Genomic DNA, 13,962 nt, shown 5'->3' on the forward strand with positions numbered 1-13,962 from the left:
TAAAGAAAGAAAAGGAATTGTTACTGTATTTTAAATCGTAATCCTGCATAATAATTAGACCCATAAATTGGGCCATACACAAAAGTAGTATCAAAATTTGAACCAAAAGGATCCTCTGCTCCTAAAATAGGATTACTTTGTCTTACATTAGTAACATTTTCTCCTCCTAAATATACTTCAAATTTTGGAGAAAACACTTTGGTAACCTGCACGTTTAAAGTACCTATTGTTGGTGTATAGTCTCCCAATTGGTATTGTAATGGGCTTGATGCTGTAGAAGAAAAACGCTGTTTACCTAACCAGTTAAATGTTGCATCCATTTTCCAATGCCCTGTTTTTCCTTCTTTAATTGCTGTTTCATATGAAGCATTTGCAAAAAATCTGTTTTTAGGCACCAATGGTTTTTCTAATTTTTCTGAACCATATTGTGTTTGCACATCATAATACTTGTATGCTAAACGCATATCAAAACCCTCAAAAGCATTGTAATTAAATTCTGCTTGAAAACTATTCGCATAGCTATCTCCTTCTAAGTTATAAAAATTTATTTCTTGTGCATTTTCATAATCTACAACGACCTGGTTTTTAAAATCGGTTTTATAATAATCTACAGTTATATCTGCTTTTCTGTTAAACAAATTAAATCCTTGTAAAAAAGAAACCCCATAATTCCATGCAATTTCTGGATCTAAACCATATATTTCTCCATCTGTATTTAAAATATTAATACTTCTTGATGTGGAGAATATATTTTGGTTTTCGGCAAAAATACTGGCACTACGTTTTCCTCTTCCAAAAGAAGCTCGCAATGCAGATTTACCCCAAGGTGTATATCTAGCATGTACTCTTGGCGTAATAAATGTTCCTAATAGATTATGAGAATCTACACGAATTCCTGCAGTTACGTTAAGGTTTTTTAAATTATCATAAGCATATTCAAAAAAGGCTCCAAAGTCTGCTTCATTTCTTCCGTAATCTATAGTATTAACTACTTCATCATAATGATCATAAGTGTAACTCAATCCTGTTTTAAACTTACTTCTAGAATCACTAATAATAGAACTATAAATTATAGTAGTATATAAACTGTTTTGTTTAATATCATAGTCATTTAACCCAAAATAAGAATCTTGTTCATGACTACTATAAGCCGTTTGCACACCAATACTTTGCCAAGGAATTTCTGGATTTACGTACCCAAATTTTGCAGAAACCTCATAGCGTTGTGTATCTATTTCTCCTCCCCAAGCATTGGTTGTACCTCGATCTGTTTTTGGGTCAAAACCTACTTCACCTGTTTGCTTTTCGTCGTTTAAAAATTTAAAATTAACAAAGCTTACTAATCCTTTTTCTTGATTGGTATACTGCCAACGATTCATTAGGTTAATTTGATTATATAGTGGCATATCTAAAAAACCATCATCATTTACATCGTGTTTTTCATTATGCATATTACCATGCAGGTAAATACCTGTGTCCCATTTTTCGCTCACTTTAGTATTAAAATGTGTATTTAATTCTAAACGCGTATTACTTGCTCCGTAAAGGTTTACATAAAATTTATCATCTGTAGACGGTTTTACAAGCTCTGCATTTATTTGTCCTGCAATACTTTCAAAACCAGTTACTACGCTTCCTGCTCCTTTGGTTATTTGTATACTTTCTACCCAAGTACCTGGAATAAAACTTAAACCAAATGCTTGTGATGCGCCACGAATTGAGGGTATATTTTCGGTTGCAATTAACAGATAAGGACTGGTTAAACCTAACATTTTAATTTGTCTAGTTCCTGTTACTGCATCTGCAAAATTAACATCAATTGAAGGATTGGTTTCAAAACTTTCAGAAAGATTACAACATGCTGCTTTTAGCAACTCTTTGCTACTTACTGTAAATGTATTTGCTGCATTTAAATAAGATTTTGCAGTTGCTTGCTTTCTTGAAGTTATTGTTACTTCGCTCAATTCGCTTTTAGACTCTAATACCACATGAACTTTTTGAGGTTTAGTAATCGTTAAAGTATCGGTTTTAAAACCAACGTAACTAACCACTAATCTTTTATAAGAGGCATTGTACGGAATGGTAAAATTACCATCAAAATCTGAAGTAGTACCAACCGTTGTATCCAGCCAATATACATTTGCGCCAAACAAAGGCAAGTGTTCATTTGCTTGATTGGCTTCCATAACCATTCCGCTAATTTTATCTTGCGAAAAAGTTATAAGAGGAAGCATCAATAATATATATAATATTTTTTTCATTGTATGTTTTTTATTTCCTTGAAAAAGGAAATTTATTTTAATTGTAAATTTTTAGTATCATGATTATAGCCATAACCAGCATGATGCTATTTTCTATAAAGGTAGCTTTAGTCATTGGCAACTTTAATGCGGTACCAAGGCATGCACATTGTATTGCTTTTTTATCTAATAAGCTTTTGGTTACACCAACGGTTGTGATTCCTAAAACAATTATTGTAATTAATAATGCTAACGGAATTTGTATGCGCATTAAGAATAAAACACCCAATGCTAATTCTATAAAAGGATAGACCCAACCATAGGCAGGAATTAATTTTGCTAACGGATCATACATTTTAAAAGATTCTGGAAATCCTTTTAAATCTAAAAACTTAAAAAAGCTAAAAACCAGATAAAAAAGCCCCATGAAATCTAACATGAATGCAGAAGAATTCCATGGCTTATAGTTTAGTAAAACCGAAGCGCCAATAATAAAAATAAAGATTAAAAACAACGGAAAAAGTTGTTGCAAATCTGTTTTTTCTTCCTCTTTTTTAGCAGAAGAGAACACATTAACTTCTTCTTTTTTAGAAATAGTATATTTATTAGAAAGCGCTTTTTGTAAGGTTTCTAAAGATATATGTGTAGACATTGTAATAGTAACTTCCTGAGCTTGTAAATGCGCAGTTGCATTGGTTACCTGTTTTAAAGCTTTTAATTCTTTTTCTACAGATGCTTTACAACCATTACATGTCATTCCTGTAACTGTATAGGTATGTTGCATGAATTTATGTTTGATGTATTAAAATAAGTAATTGTTTTCCGTTAAAACGGAAGTAAAAACATTAAAAAATCAAATCAAAAAAGTATCATGAAGTAATTGTATGTCTACAATTATGTTGGGAGGAGAATAATCTTTATGCGGAACGATTTGTTTAGACAAATCTTCAAAAAGATAAATATAAGAATAAGTAAAAGATGCTAAAAATTGTTGCTGCGCAAACTCTAAATCATCAAAAGTTTTAATAGTTAAATCTTTTTGACCTTGAATAACATCTATTTGATCTTTACAACAAGACATTTTGCTAATTGCCTGCTGGTCTATTTCAAAAGGTTCTATACCGCATTTTTCACCTTCAGAAAAAATAGAAACATCTACTAAAACATCACCACAAAAGTGCTTTTCAATAGTAAGAGATACTGTTGAAAATAACACTAAAAAGGCTAATGTTATAGAAAAGCTTGTATGTAATATTTTTTTTATCATCCTTAAATTCTGTACAAATTTACAAAAACTAAGTTTAAAATACTTGTTTTACAAAATGATTAACAAATTACTCATGTTGTTTAAAGTAGTAAAAGGCAGGAATTAAGAGCAGTAAAATTAAGGGTTGAATTAAAAACCTTCTTATATTAAAAAACAAATAATAATCTTCTTGCCTTGGGTTTATTACAAAGTATAAAAATAACAATAATAGTACCACTAAGGAAATTGCATATATAATAGCCGAAAATTTAACAATGTTCTTATCTTTAAATAGTACAAACAGAATAGTTAACGATATTATAGTGTTTAAAAGGTATCGTAATACTGTAAACAGAGTTAACTTAAATGTTTCTTGTCTAGGCGAATCTAAATACAAATAATCATTTTTAAAAAAAGACAAATAAGGATCGTAAAAGATTTGCTCTTCAAAAACACGAATCAATATAAGCAAAACACCTAAAACAGCAAGCAGACCATATGTAACAAGTTTGTTCATTCTACTTTTTTTGAATTAGAAAAACGATTTACCCAAACTACCCAAAGCAAACAAACCATACCATATATTATAGCTGGAAATATTACAGTATGCAAAATATCTTTTCGCCAAGGATAATGATACAAACCAACAGATAATATTACTATTCTTATCAAATTAGCTATATATATTAATACGCTACCTGCTAAAATATAAAGTACTGTAGTTTTAAATTTACTTGAAAAAGCAATTATAAAAGAAATAAACAGAATAATAATACTTATAGAATTACAACCTTCAATAACTCTAGCAACATACTTTTCATTTATAATTAATTTTAAAGAAGCTTCCTTAGGATGCGGTAAAAGTTGCACTCTATAATCTAAAGCATTTAAAATTTCTTTACTTTGTTTAGCTACCAAATTAGTCATATAATCAGGATAATAGGTGTTACCTGAAGAATATTGCAAAAACATTTTATAGCTAAAAGTTAAGACCGCATAAACTATTAAAAAAGTGGCTATAAATTTTAATACAGACCTATATTTTATAAAAAGTTGTTTCAAAGATTTGCTTTTAATTTACTTGGTTAAATTTATGCAAAATGTGATAAATATATATTGGTTTTTAAATACTTTTGTAAAAAGTTTTTAAACCTTATGAATTTCGAGCAATTAAAACCAGAAATAACCACAATAATAAACCAAAAAGAGGCTAGTAAAGACGATAAACTATTATCTATTTGTACGCTTCTTGAAGAACAGATTACCTATTACAATTGGGTAGGTTTCTATTTTAAAAACGGAGATAAAAACGAATTAAAATTAGGCCCTTATGTTGGTGAACCAACAGATCATGTTATCATCCCGTTTGGTAAAGGTATTTGCGGACAAGTTGCTGTTAGCAATGAAAACTTTGTAGTAGCAGATGTTGCTGCACAAGATAATTATATTGCATGTAGTATTACGGTTAAGGCTGAAATTGTAATTCCTATTTTTGTAAATGGTGAAAACATTGGTCAAATAGACATAGACTCTAATACTCCTGATCCTTTTACAGAAGCAGATGAACGTTTTTTAGAGTTTGTTTGTGCACAAGTTGCAAGCTTGCTATAATAGGCTACTAAAAGATATAAAGTACAAAATTCCAAAAAAATACACGATTACTAAAATAGTGTGTTTTTTTTTGGAATTTGTTTTTTCTAGTTACTTGTATTTATTTAATTCTACATTCCTGTTCTAATGGCTTCTACAGGATCTAGTTTAGATGCAGAAAGTGCAGGAATAACACCAGAAACTAAACCTATAATAGTAGAAAGTACAAAACCAAGAAACATATTATTATAAGAGAGTACAAACTCAAAACTATCTGTAAGTTGTGTCATTAATAAGGAAACTATCCAAACAAAAAACAAACCAACTAAGCCACCAATAACAGCTAAAATTACGGCTTCAAACAAAAACTGAAACAGAATAAACCTGTTTTTTGCTCCTAATGATTTTTGAATTCCAATTAAATTAGTTCTTTCTTTTACGCTAACAAACATAATATTAGCAATACCAAAACCACCTACAAGAAGAGAGAAACCACTAATAATCCAACCCATAAAATTTAGTTGTCCTGTAATATTATCTATTAAATCTGTAAAACCTTGTAGCTCATTAACAAAAAAGTTATTGTCTTCTCCAGCTTTTAAGCCTCTAAAATTTCTTAATCCTTGGGCTATTACAGCGTTAAACTCAGACAAGTCGATTCCTGATTCTGGTTTTACAACTATTGCAGGAAATGTTCTTTTATTATTATCACCTAAAAGTCTTCGCACAAAATTTACAGGCAAAATTGCTGCGGTATCTTTTGAGCCACCAAACAAACCAGAGCCTTCCTTTTCAAGTACACCAATAACTGTAAATTTTCTTCCGTAAAGCCTAACAACTTTACCTATAGGATTTAAATCACCAAATAAACTACTAGCTATTTCATCTCCTAAAACTACTACTGGTGAACCAGAATTAGATTCTGATTCATTAAAAAATCTACCCTCTCCTATTTGTAAACTTTCAATATTGTAATACCCACTTGTTACTGCAGCAATCTGTACATTTTCAACAGAAGCAGCATCATATTTAATGGTTTCAGGATTTACATTTAACGAAAAAGAAGCCGCTTCAACATTAGGGATTTTATTTTCTATAAATTGAAACTCTTCATAAGTAACATCTGGAAATTGCTCTCTTTTCCATTGCGGAATTGTACTAGGCCCAAAAGAAAAACGCATGATATAAAGCGTACTATTATCTAAAGAACTAATACTTCCTTTAATATCATTTTTTAAAGAATCTACTGCTGCCAAAACTGCTATTATAGAAAATATACCAATAGTAACACCCAACAGAGACAAAAACGTTCGTAGTTTATTGTTTGTTAAAGCACTAATAGCAAAAGAAAAACTCTCTTTAAAGAGACGTAAATACAGTAACATATGCAGTAAAAATTATACTTTTTTAAAGAATTATAAAGGTAAGACGTTTTTATATAATATTTGTTACAAATAAATGAAAACAAATAAGAGCACTTATCTTGTTAATAACTCGTTATTTTAGTTAAAAAAACAAATGCATTTTCTCTTATAAAAAGCACTAAATATTCCTATTTTTGCAGGCAAATAACACAACTATAATGAGCAACAGTAAAACAATTAAATCTGCATTAATTTCAGTATTTAGTAAAGACGGTTTAGAACCAATTGTAAAACAATTAAACAAACAAGGTGTAACCATTTATTCCACTGGTGGAACACAAAAATTTATTAATGATTTAGGAATAGATGTCGTTCCTGTAGAAGATGTAACTTCATACCCTTCTATTCTTGGAGGACGTGTAAAAACATTACACCCAAAAGTTTTTGGTGGAATCTTAAACAGACAAAACCATGATGGTGATGTTGCCGAAATGGAAGAATACAACATTCCGCAGATAGATGTGGTAATTGTTGACTTATATCCTTTTGAAAAAACAGTAGCTTCTGGTGCAAGTGAACAAGATATTATTGAAAAAATTGATATAGGAGGAATTTCATTAATTCGTGCAGCTGCTAAAAATTATGCAGATGTCATTTGCGTTTCTTCTGTAAATGATTATGCTGCCTTTTTAGAATTAATTACAGAAAAAAATGGAACATTAACCGAAGCAGACAGAAAACTATTTGCTGCAAAAGCATTTAATGTTTCTTCACATTATGATTCTGCAATTTTTAATTACTTCAACCAAAACCATGAAATCGCTTCTTTTAAACTTAGCGAAACACAAGGTAAAGTATTACGTTATGGAGAAAACCCTCACCAAAAAGGATTTTTCTTTGGTGATTTTGACGAAATATTTACAAAACTTCATGGTAAAGAATTAAGCTACAACAACCTTTTAGACGTTGATGCCGCTGTAAATTTAATTAATGAATTTAAAGGCGAATTACCAACATTTGCAGTATTAAAACACAACAATGCTTGTGGTTTTGCACAACGTGAAACTGTTTTAGAATCTTATATAGACGCTTTAGCTGGAGACCCTGTTTCTGCTTTTGGTGGTGTATTAATTAGCAATACAGAAATAGACAAAGCAACAGCTGAAGAAATTCACAAATTATTCTGCGAAGTAGTAATTGCACCTTCGTTTTCTAATGAAGCTTTAGAAATTTTAAAAGGAAAGAAAAATAGAATCTTACTTGTTTTAAAAGATTTTGATTTCCCAAAAACAACTGTAAGAACTTGTTTAAATGGTGTTTTAGTTCAAGACAGAAACTCTAAAACAGATGCTTTAGAAGATTTAAAAGACGCTACAAACAATAAACCAACTCAAAAAGAGTTAGATGATTTAATCTTTGCTTCTAAAATTTGTAAGCATACAAAATCTAACACTATTGTTTTAGTAAAAAACAAACAACTATGCGCTAGCGGAACAGGACAAACCAGCCGTGTAGACGCATTAAACCAAGCCATACACAAAGCGCAATCTTTTAATTTTGAATTACAAGGAGCAGTAATGGCTAGTGATGCCTTTTTTCCGTTTCCAGATTGTGTAGAGATTGCTAAAAACGCAGGAGTTACAGCTGTAATACAACCAGGAGGATCTATAAAAGACCAATTGAGTATTGATTATTGTAATGATAATAATGTAGCTATGGTTTTTACAGGTACAAGACATTTTAAACACTAAGCTGCTATTGCCTTAGTAAGAATTAAAATAGGGTATCTAATAGTTGAAAATCTATAGTTAATTTTATAGATTTTCAACTATTAAAACATTAACTTTAAAAATCATATTTAGAAAGAGTTTTACTACCTTTACGAGATTTGATTTTTTAACGCATATAATTAAAATAAAGAATGGGATTTTTTGACTTCTTAACCGAAGAGATTGCAATAGATTTAGGAACTGCAAATACTTTAATTATTCACAATGACAAAGTAGTTGTAGACAGTCCGTCCATAGTTGCTAGAGATAGAATAACAGGAAAAATTATTGCTGTTGGTAAAGAAGCAAGTATGATGCAAGGGAAAACGCATGAAAACATCAAAACCATTAGACCGTTAAAAGATGGTGTAATTGCAGATTTTGATGCTTCAGAGCAAATGATAAGCATGTTTATTAAAAACATTCCAGCCTTAAAAAAGAAGCTTTTTACTCCTGCATTACGTATGGTAATATGTATTCCTTCAGGAATTACAGAAGTAGAAATGCGCGCAGTAAAAGAAAGTGCAGAACGTGTAAATGGTAAAGAAGTATACTTAATTCACGAGCCTATGGCTGCAGCAATTGGTATTGGTGTAGATATTATGCAACCAAAAGGAAACATGATTGTTGATATTGGAGGTGGTACTACAGAAATTGCAGTTATTGCTCTTGGTGGTATTGTTTGTGACAAGTCTGTAAAAATTGCAGGTGATGTATTTACAAATGATATTATTTATTACATGCGTACACAACACAATTTATATGTTGGTGAACGTACTGCCGAAAAAATTAAAATTCAAATTGGTGCTGCTACCGAAGATTTAGATCTTCCGCCAGAAGATATGAGCGTACAAGGTCGTGACTTACTTACAGGAAAACCTAAGCAAGTACAAATATCTTATCGTGAAATTGCTAAAGCTTTAGATAAATCTATTTTACGTATTGAAGATGCTGTTATGGAAACCCTATCACAAACGCCTCCAGAATTAGCAGCAGATATTTATAATACAGGAATCTACCTTGCAGGTGGAGGATCTATGCTACGCGGTTTAGACAAGCGTTTATCGCAAAAAACAGACTTACCTGTTTATATCGCAGAAGACCCATTACGTGCTGTTGTTCGTGGTACAGGAATTACACTTAAAAATTTAGCTAAATTCAAAAGCGTATTGATTAAATAAGAGTAATACCCATTAAATCATGCAGCAAATAATTAATTTTATACTACGTAACAAATCGTTTTTGTTATACATATTGCTGTTTATTATATCTATTTTTTTTACTATTCAAAACCATTCTTATCAAAGAAGTAAGTTTGTAAACTCTGCAAACTTTGTATCAGGAGGTGTTTATAATAAAGTAAACAATATTAATCAGTATTTTAGTTTAAAAGAACAAAACCTTTTACTTCAAGAAGAAAATAACAAATTAAAATCTGCTCTTTATAATACCGTTACAGAATCTAAACCTAGTTATATAGACAGTCTTACGTATACTTCAATTTACAACTTTACACCTGCGTTAGTTATAAAAAACAACTATACTTTTAGTACTAACATTTTACTAATAGACAAAGGAAAACGCGACAGCATAAAACAAGATTATGGTGTAATTACCTCTAAAGGAATTTTAGGTATTGTAGACCATACAAGTAAAAAATACGCAACAGTACTTTCTATTTTAAACACCAAAAGTAAAATTAGTGCTCAATTAAAAAGAACCAATCACTTTGGTACCTTAAAATGGAATGGCAAATCACCAGAATTTGTGCAACTGGTAGACATACCATCAAAAGCAAAACTAATTCAAGGAGACACTATTATTACTTCTGGTCGTTCAGCTATTTTCCCTAAAGGAGTTCCTATTGGCACGATTAAAGATTTTAAACTAGATGCTGCAGAAGATTTTTATGAAATAAACATTGCTTTATTTAATGATATGACTAATATTGAACATGTGTATATTATTAAAAACAAAGATGCAAAAGAAATTAACAACCTAATAAACCCTGTTAATGAATAGCATCATCACCACTAATATTATTCGGTTTATAACACTAGTATTTGTTCAAGTATTAGTACTATCACATATTAATTATTTGGGTTACATAAATCCGTACATTTATATTCTTTTTGTTCTTTTATTTCCGGTAAAAAATAACAGAATGCTATTTATACTTTTAAGTTTTTTACTAGGTTTAACCGTAGATATGTTTTTAGATTCAGGTGGTATGCATGCAGCGGCTTGTGTTACTATAGCCTTTATAAGACCAGCTGTTTTAAAATTTTGTTTTGGTGCAGTTTATGAGCACCAAACCATAAAATTTAATCAAGTAGATTTTGGTGCTAAACTAACGTATATAAGTATACTTACACTTATACACCACTTGATTTTATTTCTTTTAGAGGTTTTTAACTTTTCAAAAATACTTTTAGTGCTTCAAAAAACGTTATTCTCAAGTATATTTACTATAATACTATGTGTTTTAGTAACCATAATATTCAGTAGAAAAACGAAATGAGACAAATATTACTTTTCATCTCTATAATCTTTGTTGGTATTCTTTTTAGTGCAAGACTTTTTTATCTGCAAGTATATCAAGACAACACCAATAATTTATATGAAGATAACGCCATACGTAAGGTATATGATTACCCAAAACGTGGCTTTGTTTATGATAGAAACGGAAAACTTCTGGTATCAAACCAACCATCTTATGATGTGATGGTAATTCCGCGTGAAGTAAAACCACTAGACACTTTAGAGTTTTGTTCGCTTTTAAAAATAGATAAAGAGCAATTTATTAAAACCTATGAAAAAGCGTATAGGTATTCACCTAGATTACCTTATGTTTTTCTTCCGCAATTATCTAAAGAAGACTATGCTGTACTTCAAGAAAAGATGCGAAAATTTGAAGGGTTCTACATTCAAAAACGTTCGTTAAGAAATTATGAAACCACTATTGGTGCTAATGTACTTGGTGATATTGGTGAAGTTAACCAAAGAATCATGAGCAAAAATCCCTATTATAAAATGGGAGATTTAATTGGTATGCAAGGTATTGAAGCTTCTTATGAAAAAACACTACGTGGCGTAAAAGGAATTAAGTTTATACAAAAAGATAGATTTAACAGAAATATTGGTCCTTATAAAGATGGTAAATTTGATACTTTACCAGAGTCTGGAAAAGATATTAAAACAACCATTGATGCTACATTACAAGCTTATGGCGAAATTTTAATGACAAACAAACGTGGTGGTATTATAGCTATTGAACCTAGTTCTGGAGAAATTTTATCTATGGTAGCAGCACCAACCTACAACCCTAATTTACTAGTAGGTAGAGAGCGTTCTAAAAACTTCACCAAACTATATAATGACTCTATAGCAAAACCATTATTTAATAGAAGTTTACAAGGTGTTTATGAGCCAGGATCTCCTTTTAAATTAATGAATGCCTTAGTAGCCTTACAAGAAGGTGTTATTTCAACCGATGAAAAAATAACTTGCTACGCTGGTTATAAATACGGAAACAGATTTATGAAATGCCATTGCAGAGTTGGCACAAGAAACGATATGGTTCATGGTATTCAAGAATCGTGTAATGCCTATTTTGCAACCGTTTACAGAAGAATTTTAGACAAGCCTGAAAACGCCTCCATAGGTATTAATGTATGGAGTAATCATGTAAAAAGTTTTGGATTGGGTAACTTTTTAAATAACGATTTATACGTTGGCCAAAAAGGAAGAATTCCAGATAGAGACTATTACAAAGGTATTTATCCTAATACGTTTTACTCTACCTATACTATTTCTAATGCCATTGGTCAAGGAGAAGTAGCAACAACACCTATTCAATTAGCAAATATGGTGGCAGCAATTGCTAATAGAGGGTATTATTTTACTCCGCATATTATTAAAGAAATTAAAGATGAAACTATAGATTCAAACTTTACCACACCTAAATATACAACCATAGATAAACAACATTTTGAACCTGTAATTGAAGGTATGCAACATGTGTACACTCATGGTACAGCAAAACATTTACAAATTCCAGGTATTGAAATTTGTGGAAAAACAGGTACTGTTGAAAATTTCGCAAAAATTGATAGCACAAGAGTACAATTAACAGACCATTCTATATTTGTAGCTTTTGCACCAAAAAACAACCCTAAAATTGCTATTGCTGTATTTGTAGAAAATGGATATTGGGGAGGACGCTTTGCTGGACGAATTGCTAGTTTAATGATTGAAAAATACATTAAAGGTGAAGTTACAAGAACAGACCTAGAAAACTGGATATTAAATCATAGTTTAGAAGAGGAGTATGCCAAACCTTATTCTGGAGAACCTTTTGATATTAATGGAAAAACAAAACTTCAAGTTATTCCTACAGATGAAGCAAATAAATTAAAAGAACAAATAAAAAAATTAGACTCCTAATATATGTTTAGACAAACAGATAGACATTTTAAATTTGATTGGGTTACTATTATTTTATTTTTAATCTTAGTTGTATTTGGCTGGATGAATATTTTATCGGCATCACATACAGGAACAACTATAAACTATTTAGACATTTCACAACCTTACGGAAAACAACTAATGTTTATAGGTTTAACCGTTTTACTTATCATATTTATTTTATCTATTGATGCTAAGTTTTATGAGCGGTTTTCAAGTTTAATCTTTATTTTTTCTATGCTATCTTTAGCAGGACTTTTTCTCTTTGGTAAAAACGTAAATGGAGCAACTTCTTGGTATGGCATTGGTGGCATGACCTTACAACCTAGTGAGTTTGCAAAAGCTGCTACAGCATTAGCTGTTGCAAAATATATAAGTGACTTAAACACAGACATAAGAAACTTTAAAGACCAAATAAGAATTTTTATCATCATCATCATTCCTGCGCTATTAATATTATTACAAAATGATGCAGGAAGCACACTAGTTTACGGTTCTTTCTTTTTTGTTTTGTACCGAGAAGGACTTCCAAAAATATATTTAATATTAGCTTTAGCTTTAGTTTCTATTTCTGTTTTAGCACTAAAATTTGGCCCAATACTTACTTCTGTTTTAGTAGTAATTTTTATTGTTGCCAACTATTTTATTAAGAAAAAGAAACCTGTAATTCTACAACCTATTCTTACAGCTATAGCTTGTATTGTAATAGCTTTTGGAATAAAATTTTTCTATCAAAACGTATTACAAGCCCACCAACAAGACAGAATAAGCCTTTGGTTACGACTTGAAAAAGATCCGCAAAAAATTGCTCAAATGCGTAGAGATATTCTTTATAATTTATACGAATCTGAAAAAGCAATTAGCTCTGGTGGTTTTTCTGGTAAAGGTTTTTTAGAAGGCACAAGAACCACAGGTAAATTTGTGCCAGAACAACATACAGACTATATATTTAGTACTGTTGGTGAAGAATGGGGCTTTTTAGGAAGCATCTTTGTCATTATTGTTTTTGTACTCTTGCTACTGCGTATTCTTCGATTGGCAGAACTACAAAAATCACAGTTTAGTAGAGTATATGGCTATTCGGTAGCGTCTATATTATTCTTTCATTTCATGATTAATATTGGTATGGTTATGGGTTTAATACCAACTATTGGTATACCTCTTCCCTTTTTTAGTTATGGTGGTTCTGGACTTTGGGGATTTACCATTTTGTTATTCATTTTTATTAAGTTAGACTCTAACAGAATCAATGAATGGTAAGTAGCGTAATTTATAAAAAAAGCGTC

General features: G+C 30.6%; 13 protein-coding genes. 7 read left to right on the forward strand and 6 right to left on the reverse strand.

Annotated elements, in window-relative coordinates; translation table 11 throughout:
• Positions 1–20: 20 nt before the first annotated feature.
• The 5 genes from KO494_RS10055 to xrtF all read right to left on the reverse strand — a co-directional run bounded on the left by KO494_RS10055 (position 21) and on the right by xrtF (position 4,548).
• Positions 21–2,261, reverse strand: coding sequence for a TonB-dependent receptor (locus KO494_RS10055; protein ID WP_215967472.1), 2,241 nt, complete (start codon positions 2,259–2,261; stop codon positions 21–23).
• Positions 2,262–2,298: 37 nt separating this feature from the next.
• Entirely contained in the window at positions 2,299–3,024 is a 726-nt protein-coding gene (locus tag KO494_RS10060; RefSeq protein WP_215967473.1) for a heavy-metal-associated domain-containing protein, read from the reverse strand.
• A gap of 69 nt (positions 3,025–3,093) precedes the next feature.
• On the reverse strand, positions 3,094–3,507 hold the full coding sequence (locus KO494_RS10065; protein WP_215967474.1) for a hypothetical protein: 414 nt from the start codon (positions 3,505–3,507) through the stop codon (positions 3,094–3,096).
• Positions 3,508–3,574: 67 nt separating this feature from the next.
• Complete coding sequence (locus tag KO494_RS10070) at positions 3,575–4,003, reverse strand: exosortase F system-associated protein (protein WP_215967475.1); 429 nt, start codon at positions 4,001–4,003, stop codon at positions 3,575–3,577.
• Entirely contained in the window at positions 4,000–4,548 is a 549-nt protein-coding gene (xrtF, locus tag KO494_RS10075; protein ID WP_215967476.1) for an exosortase family protein XrtF, read from the reverse strand. Before xrtF ends, KO494_RS10070 begins: the two co-directional genes overlap by 4 nt.
• Positions 4,549–4,641: 93 nt before the next feature.
• On the opposite strand from xrtF, the gene KO494_RS10080 reads away from it, so the two are divergent.
• Entirely contained in the window at positions 4,642–5,097 is a 456-nt protein-coding gene (locus KO494_RS10080) for a GAF domain-containing protein (RefSeq protein ID WP_215967477.1), read from the forward strand.
• Positions 5,098–5,207: 110 nt separating this feature from the next.
• Here the strand turns inward: KO494_RS10080 and KO494_RS10085 are convergent, their stop codons facing one another.
• On the reverse strand, positions 5,208–6,461 hold the full coding sequence (locus KO494_RS10085) for an ABC transporter permease (RefSeq protein ID WP_215967478.1): 1,254 nt from the start codon (positions 6,459–6,461) through the stop codon (positions 5,208–5,210).
• 197 nt (positions 6,462–6,658) lie between these two features.
• On the opposite strand from KO494_RS10085, the gene purH reads away from it, so the two are divergent.
• From purH to rodA, 6 genes are all read left to right on the forward strand, one after another.
• Positions 6,659–8,191: a bifunctional phosphoribosylaminoimidazolecarboxamide formyltransferase/IMP cyclohydrolase gene (purH, locus tag KO494_RS10090; RefSeq protein WP_215967479.1), complete on the forward strand. Its 1,533-nt coding sequence runs from the start codon at positions 6,659–6,661 to the stop codon at positions 8,189–8,191.
• Between the two features lie 170 nt (positions 8,192–8,361).
• Positions 8,362–9,390, forward strand: coding sequence for a rod shape-determining protein (locus KO494_RS10095; RefSeq protein ID WP_215967480.1), 1,029 nt, complete (start codon positions 8,362–8,364; stop codon positions 9,388–9,390).
• A 19-nt stretch (positions 9,391–9,409) separates the two neighbouring features.
• Positions 9,410–10,231 carry a rod shape-determining protein MreC gene (gene mreC, locus KO494_RS10100; RefSeq protein ID WP_215967481.1) on the forward strand — a complete coding sequence of 274 codons (822 nt, stop codon included), beginning with the start codon at positions 9,410–9,412 and terminating at the stop codon, positions 10,229–10,231.
• Entirely contained in the window at positions 10,224–10,730 is a 507-nt protein-coding gene (locus tag KO494_RS10105; protein ID WP_215967482.1) for a rod shape-determining protein MreD, read from the forward strand. The genes mreC and KO494_RS10105 overlap by 8 nt, the downstream gene beginning before the upstream one ends.
• Positions 10,727–12,655: a penicillin-binding protein 2 gene (mrdA, locus tag KO494_RS10110; protein ID WP_215967483.1), complete on the forward strand. Its 1,929-nt coding sequence runs from the start codon at positions 10,727–10,729 to the stop codon at positions 12,653–12,655. The genes KO494_RS10105 and mrdA overlap by 4 nt, the downstream gene beginning before the upstream one ends.
• A gap of 3 nt (positions 12,656–12,658) precedes the next feature.
• Complete coding sequence (gene rodA / locus KO494_RS10115; protein WP_215967484.1) at positions 12,659–13,936, forward strand: rod shape-determining protein RodA; 1,278 nt, start codon at positions 12,659–12,661, stop codon at positions 13,934–13,936.
• Positions 13,937–13,962: the final 26 nt, after the last annotated feature.

This window comes from Lacinutrix sp. C3R15, from assembly GCF_018860825.1.
In the GTDB taxonomy this organism is placed as follows: Bacteria; Bacteroidota; Bacteroidia; order Flavobacteriales; family Flavobacteriaceae; genus Oceanihabitans.

Bases quoted from the DNA above. Each gene is read 5' to 3' on its own strand.
- KO494_RS10055 (WP_215967472.1), bottom strand. From the start codon at position 2,261: ATGAAAAAAATATTATATATATTATTGATGCTTCCTCTTATAACTTTT.
- KO494_RS10060 (WP_215967473.1), bottom strand. From the start codon at position 3,024: ATGCAACATACCTATACAGTTACAGGAATGACATGTAATGGTTGTAAA.
- KO494_RS10065 (WP_215967474.1), bottom strand. From the start codon at position 3,507: ATGATAAAAAAAATATTACATACAAGCTTTTCTATAACATTAGCCTTT.
- KO494_RS10070 (WP_215967475.1), bottom strand. From the start codon at position 4,003: ATGAACAAACTTGTTACATATGGTCTGCTTGCTGTTTTAGGTGTTTTG.
- KO494_RS10080 (WP_215967477.1), top strand. From the start codon at position 4,642: ATGAATTTCGAGCAATTAAAACCAGAAATAACCACAATAATAAACCAA.
- KO494_RS10085 (WP_215967478.1), bottom strand. From the start codon at position 6,461: ATGTTACTGTATTTACGTCTCTTTAAAGAGAGTTTTTCTTTTGCTATT.
- purH (WP_215967479.1), top strand. From the start codon at position 6,659: ATGAGCAACAGTAAAACAATTAAATCTGCATTAATTTCAGTATTTAGT.
- KO494_RS10095 (WP_215967480.1), top strand. From the start codon at position 8,362: ATGGGATTTTTTGACTTCTTAACCGAAGAGATTGCAATAGATTTAGGA.
- mreC (WP_215967481.1), top strand. From the start codon at position 9,410: ATGCAGCAAATAATTAATTTTATACTACGTAACAAATCGTTTTTGTTA.
- KO494_RS10105 (WP_215967482.1), top strand. From the start codon at position 10,224: ATGAATAGCATCATCACCACTAATATTATTCGGTTTATAACACTAGTA.
- mrdA (WP_215967483.1), top strand. From the start codon at position 10,727: ATGAGACAAATATTACTTTTCATCTCTATAATCTTTGTTGGTATTCTT.
- rodA (WP_215967484.1), top strand. From the start codon at position 12,659: ATGTTTAGACAAACAGATAGACATTTTAAATTTGATTGGGTTACTATT.